Origin of the sequence: Vibrio variabilis (assembly GCF_003263785.1) — a bacterium.
Lineage (GTDB): Bacteria > Pseudomonadota > Gammaproteobacteria > Enterobacterales > Vibrionaceae > Vibrio > Vibrio variabilis.
Genome location: NZ_JYJK01000005.1, coordinates 1 through 16,695 on the forward strand (window position 1 = coordinate 1; position 16,695 = coordinate 16,695).

At 47.3% G+C, this 16,695-nt stretch carries 16 protein-coding genes and 5 pseudogenes; 17 read left to right on the plus strand and 4 right to left on the minus strand.

All coding sequences use genetic code 11. The annotated features are described in order from the left end of the window. The 4 genes and pseudogenes from TZ48_RS00795 to TZ48_RS00810 all read right to left on the minus strand — a co-directional run. Positions 1 to 324 (minus strand): enoyl-CoA hydratase-related protein (locus TZ48_RS00795; protein ID WP_239670630.1); only part of this gene is annotated, 324 nt, incomplete at its 3' end. A 30-nt stretch (positions 325 to 354) separates the two neighbouring features. Continuing rightward, positions 355 to 1,509: an acyl-CoA dehydrogenase family protein gene (locus TZ48_RS00800; RefSeq protein WP_112477894.1), complete on the minus strand. Its 1,155-nt coding sequence runs from the start codon at positions 1,507 to 1,509 to the stop codon at positions 355 to 357. Positions 1,510 to 1,557: 48 nt separating this feature from the next. After that, a pseudogene (locus tag TZ48_RS00805) lies at positions 1,558 to 3,049 on the minus strand (CoA-acylating methylmalonate-semialdehyde dehydrogenase). Beyond that, positions 3,030 to 4,297 (minus strand): annotated as a pseudogene (locus TZ48_RS00810) (thiolase family protein). The pseudogenes TZ48_RS00805 and TZ48_RS00810 overlap by 20 nt, the downstream one beginning before the upstream one ends. 214 nt (positions 4,298 to 4,511) lie before the next feature. Here TZ48_RS00810 and TZ48_RS00815 point away from each other — a divergent pair. The 17 genes and pseudogenes from TZ48_RS00815 (at position 4,512) to TZ48_RS24585 (ending at position 16,694) form a co-directional block, all read left to right on the plus strand. Next, positions 4,512 to 4,882 (plus strand): annotated as a pseudogene (locus TZ48_RS00815) (MerR family transcriptional regulator). A 64-nt stretch (positions 4,883 to 4,946) separates the two neighbouring features. Next, on the plus strand, positions 4,947 to 6,116 hold the full coding sequence (locus TZ48_RS00820; protein ID WP_112477895.1) for an isovaleryl-CoA dehydrogenase: 1,170 nt from the start codon (positions 4,947 to 4,949) through the stop codon (positions 6,114 to 6,116). A gap of 9 nt (positions 6,117 to 6,125) precedes the next feature. Further along, a pseudogene (locus TZ48_RS00825) lies at positions 6,126 to 7,741 on the plus strand (carboxyl transferase domain-containing protein). A gap of 56 nt (positions 7,742 to 7,797) precedes the next feature. Then, positions 7,798 to 8,547, plus strand: coding sequence for an enoyl-CoA hydratase-related protein (locus TZ48_RS00830; RefSeq protein ID WP_112477896.1), 750 nt, complete (start codon positions 7,798 to 7,800; stop codon positions 8,545 to 8,547). A gap of 22 nt (positions 8,548 to 8,569) precedes the next feature. Further along, positions 8,570 to 9,460, plus strand: coding sequence for a hydroxymethylglutaryl-CoA lyase (locus TZ48_RS00835; RefSeq protein WP_112477915.1), 891 nt, complete (start codon positions 8,570 to 8,572; stop codon positions 9,458 to 9,460). Positions 9,461 to 9,630: 170 nt separating this feature from the next. Then, a complete protein-coding gene (locus tag TZ48_RS00840) occupies positions 9,631 to 10,272 on the plus strand; it encodes a Pvc16 family protein (protein WP_239670631.1) in 642 nt (213 codons plus the stop codon). Continuing rightward, entirely contained in the window at positions 10,214 to 11,020 is an 807-nt protein-coding gene (locus tag TZ48_RS00845) for a hypothetical protein (RefSeq protein ID WP_112477897.1), read from the plus strand. Before TZ48_RS00840 ends, TZ48_RS00845 begins: the two co-directional genes overlap by 59 nt. Positions 11,021 to 11,246: 226 nt before the next feature. After that, on the plus strand, positions 11,247 to 12,797 hold the full coding sequence (locus TZ48_RS00850) for a phage tail sheath family protein (RefSeq protein WP_112477898.1): 1,551 nt from the start codon (positions 11,247 to 11,249) through the stop codon (positions 12,795 to 12,797). A gap of 77 nt (positions 12,798 to 12,874) precedes the next feature. Beyond that, on the plus strand, positions 12,875 to 13,351 hold the full coding sequence (locus tag TZ48_RS00855) for a phage tail protein (RefSeq protein ID WP_042497652.1): 477 nt from the start codon (positions 12,875 to 12,877) through the stop codon (positions 13,349 to 13,351). A 192-nt stretch (positions 13,352 to 13,543) separates the two neighbouring features. Then, on the plus strand, positions 13,544 to 13,987 hold the full coding sequence (locus tag TZ48_RS00860; protein WP_112477899.1) for a phage tail protein: 444 nt from the start codon (positions 13,544 to 13,546) through the stop codon (positions 13,985 to 13,987). Between the two features lie 17 nt (positions 13,988 to 14,004). Continuing rightward, a complete protein-coding gene (locus TZ48_RS00865) occupies positions 14,005 to 14,208 on the plus strand; it encodes a hypothetical protein (protein ID WP_112477900.1) in 204 nt (67 codons plus the stop codon). A 2-nt stretch (positions 14,209 to 14,210) separates the two neighbouring features. Continuing rightward, the gene (locus tag TZ48_RS25640; RefSeq protein ID WP_275426386.1) at positions 14,211 to 14,513 is read left to right on the plus strand and encodes a CIS tube protein; all 303 of its coding nucleotides are present in this window, start codon (positions 14,211 to 14,213) and stop codon (positions 14,511 to 14,513) included. Between the two features lie 25 nt (positions 14,514 to 14,538). After that, on the plus strand, positions 14,539 to 14,937 hold the full coding sequence (locus TZ48_RS25645; protein ID WP_275426387.1) for a CIS tube protein: 399 nt from the start codon (positions 14,539 to 14,541) through the stop codon (positions 14,935 to 14,937). Continuing rightward, entirely contained in the window at positions 14,886 to 15,563 is a 678-nt protein-coding gene (locus TZ48_RS24570) for a phage late control D family protein (RefSeq protein WP_239670632.1), read from the plus strand. The genes TZ48_RS25645 and TZ48_RS24570 overlap by 52 nt, the downstream gene beginning before the upstream one ends. Positions 15,564 to 15,595: 32 nt before the next feature. Then, positions 15,596 to 16,027, plus strand: coding sequence for a hypothetical protein (locus TZ48_RS24575; protein ID WP_239670633.1), 432 nt, complete (start codon positions 15,596 to 15,598; stop codon positions 16,025 to 16,027). Positions 16,028 to 16,082: 55 nt separating this feature from the next. Next, positions 16,083 to 16,178 (plus strand): annotated as a pseudogene (locus tag TZ48_RS24580) (phage baseplate assembly protein V); the annotation flags it as partial. 45 nt (positions 16,179 to 16,223) lie between these two features. After that, positions 16,224 to 16,694 (plus strand): hypothetical protein, encoded by a 471-nt coding sequence (locus TZ48_RS24585; protein WP_239670634.1) that lies wholly within the window; start codon positions 16,224 to 16,226, stop codon positions 16,692 to 16,694. The last annotated feature ends 1 nt before the right edge of the window (position 16,695 follow it).

The following is a 16,695-nucleotide window of genomic DNA, read 5'->3' on the forward strand; positions in this document are numbered from 1 at the left end:
GGCATACCCGTTGATTGCAGCAATTGAGAACGCCCGAAAGTTAGACAGTGCTTCAAACGCTTCTCCAAAGACGCGAGACATGCGGCACGCACTCTCCTTGTCTCCAGCAGCAAACACATTCAAATCCGCTCCTGCGGAGAAAAACTTGCTGCCTTGCCCGGTCATCACCAATGCATAGACCTCTCGGTTTCGATTAAGCTCATCGATAAGCTGTTTGAGTGCGATTAAGCTCTCCGCAGTCCAAGTATTAGCTGGCGGGTTGTCGATGGTAATCGTTGCAACGTGCCCTTCAATCGTATGTGGAATGAGTGTCGATTGTGACATAACCCTTCTCCCTTGCTTTGTTGAGCATCTTCATAGTATTGACTCACCGTCACTTAAGGCGCGTCTCGCGATGATCAGCCGCATGATTTCGTTAGTACCCTCTAAAATTTGGTGAACCCGAACATCGCGAAAGTGACGCTCTAACGAATACTCTTTGATATAACCGTAGCCACCAAATAGCTGCAATACACCATCACACACTTTAAAGCCCACATCGGTAGCAAAACGTTTTGCCATTGCACAATACGTCGTGGCATCCGCATGCCCATGGTCAAGCTTAAACGCCGCTAAGCGAACCATTTGCCGCGCTGCCACCAGCTCCGTCACTAAATCCGCGACGTTGAATTGCAAAGCTTGAAAGCTTGCGAGCGGTTTTCCAAACTGCTTACGCTCTTGCAAATATTGAGTAGCTAAGTTGAGGGCGTGTTGCGCAGTGCCTACCGAACACGTGGCGATATTAATTCGCCCGCCATCCAGCCCTTTCATGGCAAAGGTAAAGCCTTCACCTTCTTGGCCTAAGATTTGTGCCGCTGGCACGACGACGTTATCAAACGTGATGGCTCTGGTGGGTTGGCTGTTCCAGCCCATTTTGGGCTCTTTTCGCCCGTAACTTATGCCCTCGCTCGTTGCATCCAGTACCAAAGCGGAAATACCTTTAGCGCCCAACTCACCGGTTCGTGCCATGACCACCAGCACCTCAGTCTCACCAGCACCTGAGATAAAGGCCTTAGAACCCGTTAAAATATAGTTGTCACCTTGTTTGACTGCCGTGGTTTTGAGTGATGCCGCATCGGAGCCCGCACCAGGTTCCGTCAAGCAGTAGGAGCCAAGCCACTCGCCTGTCAGCAGTTTTGGAACGAACTGTTCGCGAGTTTCATCATTGGCAAAACTGGCTACCATCCAAGTGACCATGTTGTGAATCGTCATAAAGGCAGTCGTCGACGTGCAGCCCATCGCCAACTGTTCAAAAATAATCGATGAGTCAAGACGGCTCAGACCCAATCCACCATGCTCTTCACGAGTGTAGAGACTCAGAAAACCCAGCTCGCCCGCCTGTTTAAAGACCTCTTTAGGAAAGTGGCAATCGGCATCCCAACGACTGGCATTTGGAAGCAGATTATCCATCGCAAACTGCTGAGCCGTATCGGCGAAAGCCCTTTGATCTTCATTGAGTTCAAAATCCATATCTTGCTCCTTATTCCTAGTACCTTGTTCCTCGAATAAAGCTCGAGCTTAGCGAAGCTGAATGGTTAAATTGGGGCCATCTGGGATATCGTCGTCGAACCAACGCGCGGTTACCGTTTTAGTCTCGGTATAAAAACGCACAGCTTGCTTACCGTAAGCGTGCAAATCTCCATAGAAACTGCCGCGCCAACCTGTGAACGAGAAGAAGGGTAAAGGTACGGGTATTGGTACATTAATACCCACTTGCCCAACTAAGATCTGATGTTGATATTTTCTGGCCGCCGCTCCGCTCGCGGTAAAAATTGAGGTGCCATTGCCGTAAGGATTAGCATTCACCAGGGCAATAGCGTCATCCAAAGACTCCACTTCAATACACACCAATACTGGCCCGAAGATCTCTTGCTGGTAGATCTCCATATCGGTGTTAACCCCGCTAAACAAAGTAGGGCCTAGCCAGTTGCCTTGAGGAGCACCTTCAACCACATATTCTGAGCCATCAAGTAAGCAGTTGGCGCCTTGTTTCTTGCCTGATTCAATCAAATTAACTACTCGCAGTTTGGCTTGCTGACTGATTAACGGCCCATATGCGGCCTCAGGATCATCCCAAAGTCCCGGCTTCACTTTCGCCATTTCAGCAGCAAGCTCTGCAATCCACTCTTTGGCACTACCGACAAACACAGCTACAGATATCGCCATACAACGTTGTCCAGCAGCACCAACAGAGGCCCCAACCAAGTTATTGATGACCTGAGCTTTGTTTGCATCTGGCATCACTACCATGTGGTTTTTTGCACCGGCAAACGCTTGTACTCGCTTGTGATTAGTGGTGGCTGTTTGATAGATGTATTGAGCAGTAGGGACTGAACCCACAAATGAGACCGCTCGAATCGCCTGATGAGAGAGTAAAAAATCAACTTGCGCTTTACCACCATGTACGACTTGCAGAAGACTTGGCGGCGCACCCGCTTCATGAAAAAGCTCCGCTAAACGGACAGCTGTGAGCGGAACTTGTTCAGACGGTTTGAGAATAAAGGCATTACCCGCGGCAATAGCGATGGGAAACATCCATAAAGGGATCATCGCAGGAAAATTGAATGGAGTGATGCCGCAGCACACACCGAGGGCTGAATTAACGAGTAGCTATCAATGTCCGTCGCGACGTTTTCTACCGTTTCCCCATCATGTTGCTGGCGATGTTGGCGGCTTGTTCTACCACCTCTATTCCACGCCATACATCCCCTTTCGCATCGGCTAAGGTTTTTCCTGTTTCTTTTGACAATAAGGTGGCTATTTCGTCGTGCCGCTTTTTAAGTAGGTGCTGGTATCGGAGCATCAAACGGGCACGTTCTGATATCGCGATCTCTTTCCAGTGCATTTGAGCATTTAGCGCCTGTTCTATTGCGTCTTGTATTTCATTTGTTGGCGTCATCGGTACCATGCCAAGCAAATCATTGTTGGCAGGATTAGTCACATCTATCCATTCGTTCGCCTGTGATACAACAGCGTTACCATCGATGAAATTAGCTATTTTGTTCATCATTGATCCCCCTACCTTTATGACTGCCATTTCCAACTGGCGATACCTCGATCGCGACAGCGGTGGCCTCACCCCCACCAATGCATAATGTCGCGATTCCTTTCAGCGGTTCGCTGCCGGTACACTTCGCTGCACGTATACGCAATGCATGTATCAAGGTCACCAATATCCTCGCGCCGCTGGCTCCTATCGGGTGTCCTAGTGCACAAGCCCCGCCGTTCACGTTGACCTTTGCTTCATCTAAGCCAAGCGCATCAATGGCAATCTGAGTCACCACCGCGAACGCCTCGTTGATTTCCCACAAATCGACGTCGCCGCTTTGCCATTGAAGCCTATCGAGCAGTTTTTGAACTGCATCGACAGGTGCCAAGGTAAACTCTGAAGGTTGGCGCGCAGACGTTGTGAATCCTTTGATCACAGCCAGCGGTACAACTCCTAGCTCTAGCGCCTTGGCTTCGCTCATCAACACAAGAGCTGCAGCACCATCCGAAATCGCACTAGAATTCGCCGCCGTGATGGATCCATTGACTTCAAAAGCAGGTTTAAGCGCAGGAATTTTCTCTAGTTTGATGGTTTTGGGCAGTTCATCTTCATCAACGGAGTGTCCATCTATTGAGGGAACGCTACAAATCTCAGATTGGAAAAGATGATTCTCGACGGCATGTTTAGCTCGAGTCGCAGAGCAAGTTGCCCAGCTGTCCATCTGCTCGCGACTGTAACCGAGCTTGTCTGCGGTTCTCTGTCCAAACACGCCCATAAGCTCCCCTTCATAAGCGTCTTGCAAGCCGTCCGTAAACATATGGTCTTGAGTTTGATGATGCCCAATTCGCAGCCCTGAACGAGCCCCACTAAGTAAGTAAGGCGCATTGCTCATACTCTCCATTCCACCCGCTATCACGCAATCAGCCTCTCCTGCTTGTATTTGAGTGGTTGCAAGCATCACGCTTTCATCCCTGAGCCACACACTTTATTAACCGTTGTACAAGGCGTATGGTTGTCTAAACCAGCCCCAATTGCTGCTTGCCGCGCGGGCGCTTGTCCTAGGCCTGCGCTAAGCACACAGCCCATCAATACCTCATCCACCAAACTGGATGTCATACCAACAGCGTCAATCGCATCCGCAATCGCAATACTGCCCAGCTCAGTTGCACTCAAGTGGGAAAGCGCTCCCTGAAATTTGCCCATAGGCGTACGCTTCGCTGCCACAATGCACACGGCGTTTTGACCTCTGGCTTGCTGCACTCGTTCCATCTTTGCTCTCCACCTTGGAACTCGACGTGTTGGAGTTCTCAACGATTCACTTGACGTTTTAGTAAGCATAGCACTAACATTTACGTAAACGTTAAGAAACAGATTTAAAACCTGGCTCAATAATCACAGCGATTGTGAACAACAGTGGTTGAGCATGTATGGATTAAGACCCCAGAACCTAGAACCTAAAACAAAGAACGCGGAGAGTTGTAACGTGGACACCTATAAGATCAGTGAACTGGCAAAAGAATTTGATATCACCACAAGAAGTATCCGCTTTTACGAAGATGAGGGCTGATCCAGCCAGAACGAAAAGGCACCATGCGCGTTTATCAGCGTCGCGACAAAATACGTTTAAAACTCATTCTACGCGGGAAACGCCTCGGTTTTTCTCTAGCGGAGATCCGGGAACTGTTCGAGCTGTACGATACCCATCAAGAAGATGACCAGTTAACCAAAATGCTGAAAATCATTGATGAGAAGGAAGCCGTACTCAAACGCCAGCTCGACGACATCAATACACTACTGGAAGACTTAACAACGGCGCGTGAACGCTGTGAGGCTGCGCTCGCTAAAGCGAAATAGCACTGTTAGTACCCTAAGTTGAGAGCACTCAAAGTTAAGTCCATGTCCAGTATGAGGAGGAACCATGTTCACTCATTATCGCGCCATGGACTTTGGCTTGGACGAATCCATCAATTTACTTCGTGACCATGTAAGTGCGTTTGCTCGTGAATGCATCGCCCCAATTGCTGGCGACATTGACCGCGAGAACGCATTTCCCAACTCACTATGGCCGAAACTCGGTGAGATGGGTCTCCTTGGCGTGACAGTGAGCGAGCAATACGGCGGCGCTGATATGGGTTATTTGGCTCATGTAATCGCGCTTGAAGAAATTAGCCGAGCATCCGCCTCCGTGGCTCTCTCCTATGGCGCACATTCCAATCTCTGTGTGAATCAAATTTTCCGAAACGGTAGTCAGGCACAAAAAGAGAAGTATCTTCCTAAACTGGTTGATGGCTCCTACGTCGGTGCACTTGCCATGAGTGAAGCCAATGCGGGTTCAGATGTCATCAGTATGCAGCTTAGAGCCGAACGCCGTGAAGACCACTTCATTCTGAATGGCAGCAAAATGTGGATCACCAACGGTCCGGATGCCGATGTATTGGTTGTCTACGCGAAAACCGATCCCAATGCAGCTCAACACGGTATTACCGCCTTCATCATTGAGCAACAGTTTGATGGATTTAGCCATGCGCAGAAGCTGGATAAGCTCGGTATGCGTGGCTCAAATACCTGCGAACTGGTTTTCCAAGATTGCCAAGTGCCCATTGAGAACGTGTTAGGTGAAGTCAATCGCGGTGTTGAAGTATTGATGAGTGGCCTCGACTACGAGCGTGTTGTACTCGCGGCGGGTCCACTAGGGATCATGCAAGCGTGCCTAGATTTGGTGGTTCCTTATGTTCATGAGCGTAAGCAATTCGGAAAAGCCATTGGCCAGTTTCAGCTAGTTCAAGCCAAGCTCGCTGATATGTATACGCGCTGTAACGCTGCGCGCGCTTACCTTTATGCTGTTGCTAGTGCTTGCGATAGAGGCGATGTGACGCGCAAAGACTCGGCGGGGGTTATTCTCTACACCGCAGAGCTCGCCACGCAAATGGCGCTCGATGCGATTCAGCTCCTTGGCGGAAATGGCTACATCAATGACTTCCCTGCCGGTCGTCTACTGAGAGATGCCAAGCTCTACGAAATTGGTGCGGGTACCTCGGAAATACGCCGCATGCTCATTGGCCGTGAACTGTTTGACGAGTCGATGTAAGGAGCGCTTATGCCACAAATCATCACTAAGATTAAACGCGACTCTGAGCTCTATCGTGACAACATGCAGGCCATGAGCACGCTTGTCGAAGAGATGGAAACGAGAGTAACAGAAATCAAACAAGGTGGTGGAGTAAAGGCCATCGAGCGTCAAAGGGCAAAAGGCAAACTTCCCGTTCGTGAACGTATCACTACCCTGCTCGATCAAGATTCCGCGTTTCTCGAAATCGGCCAATTTGCCGCATGGGAAGTTTACGATGAAGCGATTCCGTGCGCTGGCGTTGTCGCTGGGATAGGCAAAATCAGCGGTATACTTTGCATGGTGATCGCTAACGATCCTTCCGTCAAAGGCGGTACTTATTATCCATTGACGGTGAAAAAGCACCTGAGAGCTCAAGAGATAGCCGCTAAATGCCAACTGCCCTGTGTCTATTTGGTCGACTCTGGCGGTGCTAACCTTCCTCATCAAGCTGAAGTGTTTCCTGATAAGGAGCACTTTGGGCGTATCTTCTTTAACCAAGCACGTATGTCAGCCAAAGGTATTCCTCAAATCGCCGTTGTGCTCGGACTTTGCACTGCCGGCGGCGCTTATGTTCCTGCTATGGCGGATGTCGCCATTATGGTCAAACAGCAAAGCACTATCTTTCTAGCAGGCCCCCATTGGTTAGGGCTGCGACAGGCGAACAAGTGTCAGAAGAAGCCCTTGGTGGCGCCGATGTACACTGTAAGAAGTCCGGTGTTGCTGATTACTATGCAGATAATGAACATCAAGCGCTCGAGATGGCGAGACAAGCTATCGCGAATACCGGTCAGCTGTCTCCATCGCAAGATACATCGCAAGATAGACACCAAGCGACGTTACCGAAATACGATGCTGAAGAACTGTATGGCATCGTCAATCGAGATTTGCGTCTTTCGTTTGATGTTCGCGAGGTGATCGCAAGGCTTATTGACGACTCAGATTTTGATGAATTCAAGGCATTGTTTGGTACTACGCTTGTTTGCGGGTTTGCGCGAATTGACGGGCAGCTTATTGGTATCGTCGCCAACAACGGTATTTTGTTTTCAGAGTCAGCACAAAAAGGCGCGCACTTTGTTGAGCTGTGCGCGAAACGAAAGATCCCGCTGCTTTTTTTGCAAAACATCACTGGGTTTATGGTGGGCAAACAAGCTGAAGAAGGAGGCATTGCTAAGCATGGAGCCAAGTTAGTTATGGCCGTGTCCTGCGCGGATGTTCCCAAGTTCACCGTCATTATTGGTGGCTCCTATGGTGCTGGCAACTATGGCATGTGCGGCCGAGCTTACGATCCCACCATGATATGGATTTGGCCGAATGCACGCATCTCGGTAATGGGTGGCATGCAAGCGGCTAATGTATTGGCTCAAGTGAAACACGATATTAAGCAGCGTCAGGGGCTTCAATGGGAGCCTGCGCAAGAGCAGGCATTCAAACAAGGCATCATTGATAATTATGAACGTGAAGGCAGCCCCTACTACGCCAGCGCGAGACTTTGGGACGATGGCATTATTGACCCAAAAGAGACGCGTCATGTTCTCAGCCAAGCACTAAACGCCGCGTTGAACGCACCTATACCAGACAGCGAGTTTGGTATTTTCAGAATGTGAGGCAGCACGATGAGCGAACAGCTAATAGTAGAAATGACTAACTTGGGCATAGCTCAATAACACTCAATCGCCCGGAAAAAGGGAACGCGTTTTCATCCAAGACCATTCAAGCGTTGATCGGCGCATTGCATTCGATCAAAGAAAATGAGTCTGTGCGCTGCCTAGTGCTCAGAGGCAAAGGCAAACACTTCTCTACAGGCGCTGATCTTAATTGGATGAAGTCAATGGCCGAGTGTAGTTATGAGGACAACCTTGCCGACGCTGAGCAGCTTGCGCTATTGATGTCTAAGCTTGATGAACTGCCGATTCCAACCATAGCTGCGGTACAAGGGTGTGCTTTTGGTGGGGCATTAGGCCTTATTTGCTGCTGCGACATTGTTATTGCTGAGCCTTCAAGTGTCGCCTGTTTCAGTGAAGTAAAACTTGGCTTAGTCCCCGCAACCATCGCGCCTTATGCTATCCGCGCGATTGGCGCGAGAGCTGCCCGTCGCTATATGTTAAGCGCAGAAAAGATATCCGCTCACACCGCTTTAGAGTTGGGACTTTACCATCAACTCTGTCATCCTAATGAGCTAGAGCACACCCTAGTTCAGCTCATCAACAGCGTACTTGCTAACAGCCCGAATGCCATTCGTGACACTAAGGCGCTGATCCGGCAATGTACCAATGCGATTGATCCGTCTCTTATTCACCAAACCGCGACGGTGATAGCGAATGCGCGCGTCTCAGCCCAAGGTCAACATGGTCTCAATGCCTTTTTTGACAAAGTACCGCCTGATTGGAGTGCTAAGGTAGATGAATCATGAGTAAGGTAGGTGAACCATGAAAATGACGCTGCCAGAGTCCGTTAACATTGTCGAAGTTGGCGCAAGAGATGGGCTTCAAAATGAACCCAAAGTCTCGCTTGAAACTAAGGTCGCTCTTGTTAATTCGCTATCACAAACTGGCCTTCGCTATATCGAGACTGGTGCCTTTGTCTCGCCCAAGCGCGTCCCGCAAATGGCAGATTCAGATAAAGTGTTCCAAAACATTCAACGTAAGCCTGGTATCATCTATTCTGCTCTCACCCCCAATGTTAGAGGGTTAGAAGCAGCGATAGAGGCCAAGGCGGATGAAGTTGCGGTATTCGCCTCTGCCTCAGAGTCCTTTAGCCAAAATAACATTCATTGCTCTATCGCCGAGAGCTTGGCGCGTTTTGAACCTGTCATCGCGCTAGCCAAGCAGCATAATATCAAAGTGCGCGGCTATCTCTCTTGTGTGGCCGATTGCCCTTATGAAGGTGCAACCTCCCCCAAAATGGTCGCCGATATTGCCAAGGCCATGTACGACATGGGCTGCTACCAAATATCGCTAGGTGATACCATTGGATCAGGCACGCCGCTACGTATAGCGACCATGATAGAAGCCGTTGCTACTCAACTCTCTCTCTCTGATCTCGCCGTTCATTTTCACGACACCTATGGCCAAGCCCTTGCGAATATCTATCAGGCGTTGACGATGGGAATTAACACCATTGATAGCAGCGTTGCAGGATTAGGAGGCTGCCCCTATGCACCGGGTGCCAGTGGCAATGTTGCGACGGAAGATGTGATATATCTTTGCCATGGATTAAGCATCGATACAGGCATTAATTTAAGCAAACTAATCCATACTGCAAAAGCTATTTGCAAAACACTCAACAAAGCGCCTCAATCCAAAGTAACACTGTCATTAAAATAGAGCATAAACACCATTAAACTTACCATAAAACAATCAGCACTAATATTAATACACTCAATTAAAGCCTCTGATTAATATACTTATATTGTTTTCTAAAAAGACTTAGAAAAACATATTACTTTTGGATAAGTTGCACTACACTAGACTCATCATAACTTATGAGGTTGTTTATGCTGGATAATTGCCTTGAATATCTTTGTCAGAGAATCAATCAATCACTTCATTCAACATTTGATTTGTCTGAAGATCTTGCCGTCGTTTCTGCTCCTACTGATTCAAATAAGAACTCAGCCAGCCAAAATGATAATAAAGTATTGATATTTATAAGTAGTATCGACAGAGATCCCTTTTCTAAACCAGGCCAGATGTCGGCATATTCTTCACAACCTGGTGGTGCTATAACGGGCAAACCCCTTTATTTATCGATATCTGTGGTTGTAGCATCGAATTTTGTCTCCAAAAGTTATACGGATGGATTAAAAATACTTTCTCATGTACTAGCATTTTTCCAAAGAAATCCAGTATTTAATCGTCAAAACTCACCAGACATTCCCGAATTAGTCGAACAAATAGCCCTCGAAATGGAAGTCATTCCAGAGGGGCAATTGAGTCATATGTGGAGCATGTTAGGGTCTAGTTATCTGCCTCCTGCGTGTACCAAGTGCGTGTCGCGATACCGAATAGTGATGCCCTATTGCGACAAACTAGCCCCTTGTCATCGATTAAGCCTAATCTGTCCAACGAGGGATAAGTATGTCAAACTTCGCGCCATTCCTTACTATACGTGTGGAACATGCTTATTTTGCCAATGATTCTGGCTCACCAAAGATCACTATCACTCCCACACCGGTTTCGCTTGAATGGTTGAGACAGCATCACATGTTTGTTAAACCATCTCTTGATGGCCTCACAGTGTTCTGTAACCAGGACTACCTCGAAGACATCGCTCCAAATGACGATAGCTACCGATTACAGTTTAGAGTTACCTCCAGCGACCCATACTTTCGCAATTATACAAAAATAGACCATCCAGATAACAAATCGCTTGCGATATTCAACTGTGACCAGACCGGTACTAACAATTCTATAATTAACATTAATCAATGGATAAACTATCCAGATATCAATAACCTTGATTATATTGAGTCTATTTCAGAAAGAGATGTAATAAATGGCCTAGTTGGTGTGGTTGATTTTTTGGAATCCAGCTCACAATTTAGCACATTAAATAAACTTATAAATCTTCGCTTTGAGAATAATTTAGCGCTCTGGCAGTATTTTATTCCATCATATTTAGCTGACAAAAACATCAGCATTGTAGACACATCAAATAGTCATAACTTTCACTTTAAAGGTCATATTTCACTCGCGAACACTGAGTATATGGTTTTTGAGTCCGACGCTGAACTCCCCATCTTTAAACGCTCAGAGCTAAATTTCCAGCTAAAAATCGATCACAAAATATTATTGAGAAGATTAGCAAATGCAGACCCTAAGCACATGGAATGGGTAGATATAAAATCCAAAAAAACACCTCTTTGCCACATCTACATTCAATAGGCAAATACTAATAAAAATGTAATAAAAGCAACACCTTGCTATTTTTGCCATTTCTTGACAGCCTAATTAGTGCCTTCTATACCTAAGACTAAAGTTAATAACATACAACTTTACTAGTACTTGTGTATTAGCAATTAGACTCGCAACAACGTCAGTACTGAGCCGGCTTTCTCAGAGTAAACGCGAGCGTTCGATATTCATAAATGAAACCAAAAAGGAATTCACTATGGGTGTAATGAAAACCCCAGGCGTTTACATCGTCGAGAAAAATGCCTTTCCCAACTCCGTTGTTGAGGTCGCGACAGCAGTTCCTGCGTTTATCGGCTACACGCAAAAAGCGGACAATGGCGGTAAGTCATTGAAGAATGTCCCTTGGCGAATTACATCCATGTCGGAGTTTCGTCAGTACTTTGGGGATGCCCCAGCACCAACGTTTGCAATCGCCGATGCGGCGGAAGGCGCGACAGACGTAGCGTTTAGTCAACAAGACAAATCTTATGTCATCAGCCAGTCCAACACCAAATATACCCTGTATTACAACATGCTGTTTTTCTTCCAGAACGGTGGCGGGCCTTGTTACATCGTGTCTGTTGGATCATACAGTGACGACATTGATCCAGGTGTTCTTAAAGGTGGCATCGATCCGCTGATTAAGGAGCCTGAAGCGACCATGTTGGTGATTCCTGAAAGCGTACAACTCGCCGAAGCGGACTGCATTAATGTACAACAAGCTATGCTGGGGCACTGTGGCGGAAAAATGAAAAACCGCGTCGCTATTCTCGACATTTGGGGAGGCTTTAAAGACCGTCAACATCCAGATGGCGATTGCGTTGAAAACTTCCGTTCCGATCTTGGTATTAATTACCTCGATTATGCCGCTTCTTACTATCCTTGGCTTAACACCTCTATCGTTCAAGACAGCGACGTCGATTTCCATAATATCAGTAACCCAGACAAACTCACTGAATTACTCACCAATGAAGTGAATGCCGCATTTCAAGATCTTGAAGGCTTGTCTGACGAAGATCTTAACAGCGGCGGCAACAAGTTACGTGCAACACGCAAACAGCAAATGTTGGACGAAATTGCCAAGCTAGGTACCGATCTCTCAGACACTGAGCAGGTGCTTCTCAACAAAGTTTTACAAACCATTAGCCCGCTCTATCAAACCATTATGGCTGAGGTAAAACATCAGCTGAATGTATTACCACCCGCTTCTGCTATGGCGGGCATTTACACCATGGTTGATAACTCTCGCGGAGTTTGGAAAGCACCCGCTAACGTGAGCATGAACGCGGTCATATCACCGACGGTCAACATCAGTGATGATGAACAAGAAGATCTCAACGTCACAACACAAGGTAAATCTATCAATGCAATTCGCCCATTTGTTGGTGAAGGCACCTTGGTATGGGGTGGTCGTACGCTCGATGGTAACAGTTTAGATTGGCGCTATATCAACGTTCGTCGAACCATGATTATGTTGGAAGAATCCATCAAGCTTGCTTCAAAAGCCTATGTATTTGAGCCAAACGTCGCCAGTACTTGGGTGTCGATGGAAAGCATGATCAGCAACTTCCTCTACGGTATTTGGAAGCGTGGTGGTCTTGCCGGAGCCGCACCAGCAGAAGCGTACAGCGTAAGCGTGGGTTTAGGTAAAACCATGACAGGTGACGACATTCTAGAAGGCATTTTACGCATCACTGTATTGGTAGCCATCACGCGACCAGCTGAATTTATTGAAATCACGTTCCAGCAGAAAATGCAGGAATCGTAACGTATTGCACTCAAAGCATAGAGGACGTGTGTTCGTCCTTTGAACTTTAAATATCGAATTATCGAAAGGAGATAACCATGGCAGATGATGGTTCAGCTCAATCAGAAACCGTATGGCCGATGCCGAAGTTCCACTTTGAAGTGAAATGGGACGGTGGTGCAGGTTCAGATGCGAAAATGGTCGCGGCATTTCAAGAAATCTCTGGTCTTGATACCGAAGCGCAACCTATCGAATACCGCGCCGGTAATAGCAAGGTGTTCTCAACAGTCAAGATGCCAGGCATTGTCAAAACCAGCAATGTCACCATGAAAAAAGGCATTTTCAAGAGCGATAACAAGTTCTATGACTGGTACAGCAAAATCAAGATGAACACCATAGCTCGTACTGGTGTAACGATCAACCTACTGGATGAAAGCGGCTCGCCCGTCATGAGCTGGAAGCTCAAGAATGCATGGCCAACAAAAGTGACTGGCACAGACTTGAAATCCGATGGCAACGAAGTTGCGGTTGAAACGATTGAACTGGCTCACGAAGGGCTCGAGATATCGACGTAATCTCTATCTACTACCCGCCCGATCACAGGTCTAGTTGCAAGCGCATTGTGAGGTCGCGCCCAACTAGCCTGTGACTGGACAGTAAACCAGCTCTGTAACACGTGAAATCAGCAACAAGCAGAATCGACAACAAAATATACGACATAGCAAGAACATACAACTCAGTAATAACAACAAGAGACCTAGGGTTACATGGCAGATGAGTGGCCGCTTCCGGCATTTTATTTTTCCGTTGTGATTGATAGCAACGACGATGATTCCGCATTCCAAGAGGTATCTGGTATCGAAACTCAAGTTGAAACTGAAGAGTATCGAGAAGGTGGTAACAATCTTACTTATCACCTACCTAAAGCCATTAAAAGCTCAAACCTGACCTTAAAGCGCGGCATTGCCGATTCCAGTTCCGCATTGATTCAGTGGTGCCAACAGATACTGGACTCACAATTGTCGAGCGCGATTACCACTAAAACCGTATCAGTACGCCTGCTCGACGAAACAGGCAACCCATGTCGGGTGTGGGAGCTCTATAACGCCTACCCCGTAAAATGGCGTGTCGAGGGGTTCAGCTCGACAAAAAACGAAGTCGCCATTGAAGAAATTGAGATCTGCTACAGCCGTTCAGCCAGAACCCAATAACAGCGAGCTAGAGTGTTATGCCAATAGAAATCAAACAACTGTCCGTTAAATCGAATGTGGTTGCTCCCAAAGAGAGCGATGCAGCGGCGTCTAAAAAAAGTTGCGGCAATGAGCCTTCTAGTCAAATCACTGGTGGTGCTGATTCGGCTCGCACCGCTCCGCAGTATCAGCTCTTAAAATGGACACATCGTAAATTACAGCAAGAAGCAAGAGAGCGTTAGTCATGGTCGATAAACTCAAGATAGTGTCCATGCCAAGCTCTGGCTCCTCGCAGACCTTCACCGCGATGCTCAATCCAAACTCGATCAAACATGACTTTGGCATTGGTTATACGGACGATCCTTGTAAACATCAGCAGTCGCAAGGCGACATCGCTCCCACGGTTCAGTTTCAAGGTTATCAGAGCGAAAAACTGGATTTTGAAATCATGATTGATGCGACCGGCGTTGTTGAATATACCGGCGGAGAGTCAGTACAAGATCAGTTAAACCAGCTTAAAAAGTGTTGCCTACGCCTACAACGGTAAACAACATGAACCTAACCCGGTAAAAATTACTTGGGGCAGCACGCTTAGCTTTCGAGGCCGCTTAACCTCTATGGCTGTTTCGTATGTACTGTTTGATTCTAGCGGTGTTCCACTACGAGCCACCGTCACCATGAACTTCACCCAATTTCTCACTGAACAAGAGAAAGAAGCACTAGCAAAAAAATCGTCCCCTGATCTCACCCACTACGTTGTTTTCAAAGCGGGAGATACACTGCCAAGCCTTTGCCACCAAATTTACAATGATAGCTCCTACTACCCGGAGGTCGCTGCATACAATCAACTGTCCAGTGTACGAGGCATACGCCTGGTACCAAACTCTACTTTCCACCACTTGGTTAACGGAGGCATTGTATGGCTGAATCTCCTACCGTCACTAACTCCGACGTCACTACGTTTACCGTAAAAGCGAATGGTAGTGCCATCGATAGTTCCATCGGTGTCATTTCAATTAATGTCTTTTACCAAGTCAATCACGTCGCCTACGCCGAGTTGGAAATTGTTGATGGTAGTGTCGCTAAACAAACGTTCACTGCCAGTGCCGGCGACACCTTTAAACCAGGTACCACGATTTCAATTAGCGCGGGTTACAACAGCAACGAAGAAACTATTTATGAAGGTGTGATCATTAGCCACGCCATTCGCATTACCGATAGTAACCAAACGACGCTGAACATTACGTGTAAAGACCAAGCCGTTGCTATGACCATTGCCCGCAATAGTAAGTCCTACTTGCAACAATCCGACAGTGATGTCATCAACGCCATTATTGGTAACTACTCTAAAGTCAGTACCGATACCGTCGACTCGATTTCCAATAAACATGATGAGCTGGTGCAATTTCATTGCACAGATTGGGACTTTTTACTAACACGCGCCGAAGCAAATGGCATGGTCGTCAGCAATCAACAGAACAAGCTCTCTGTTGCTGCCCCTTCTACAAGTGATTCTGCAACGCTCGTTGTGACTTATGCACCGATTTATTCAATCTGTCCGCCGAAATTGACGCCAGAACTCAGCTCAGCCAAGTGACCTGTACAGGCTGGGATCCTAGTGAGCAAAAAATGCTGTCGGAGCAAACCGCTGCATTATCTATTTCCGATCAAGGTAACCTAAGTACCAGCGACCTTGCTGCCGTGTTGGGGATTTCTGATTATCGACTGCAAAGTTCAGCCACCTACCCACAAGAGATGCTAACCAGCTGGGCAAAAGGTCAACGAACGAAATCAATGCTCTCTAAAGTTCGCGGCACCGTGACATTTCAAGGTAATGCCAAGGCAAAAATTGATTCGCTGATCGAGCTTGCAGGTGTTGGCGATAGGTTTAACGGATCTCACTATGTCGGCGCTGTACATCATCGCATCGACCGAGGTCAGTGGCTAACGACCGCAGAACTAGGTTTGTCTCCGATGTGGTCCACGGAACATCGCGACCTCGGAGCTCCGCCTGCCGCAGGCTGGTTCCACCCGCCGATGGACTGCAAATCGGTATTGTAAAAAACTAGACGAAGACCCAGAGTCACAATATCGAATTCAAATTGAAGTACCCGCACTGGGTGATAGCGACAATCTTGTATGGGCTCGCATCGCTAACTATTACGCCACCAGCGAAAGTGGCAATTTCTTCATTCCGGAAATTGGGGATGAAGTCATTCTTGGTTACGTTAACCAAGATCCGAGCCAACCGATCGTTTTGGGCAGTCTATACAGCAGCAAACACGCAGCGCCCTACGATTTAACATCAGGCAACTACACCAAAGCTATCGTCACCAAGAGCAAACTGAAAATCGAGTTCGATGATGAAAACAAGGTGATTACCGTCACGACCCCTGAAAACAACTGCATTACGCTGAGTGACAAGGACAAATCCATCAAGCTTTCCGACCAAAACAGTAACACCATCACCATGAATGAAAGCGGCATCAAAATCGATACACCCAAAGATCTTACGCTATCGGCGAGTGGCGACATCTCCATTAAATCGACAGGCGGTACCAATATCGAGGCGACTTCCGATGCCAGTATGAAAGGACTGAATGTCAGTATAGAGCGCAAACAGGCCTTACCGCCAAAGGTTCTGCCACTGCAGAGTTTTCCGCATCCGGCATCAATACCATCAAAGGTGCCATGGTCAAAATTAACTAGATCAATAGATAGGAGGTAAG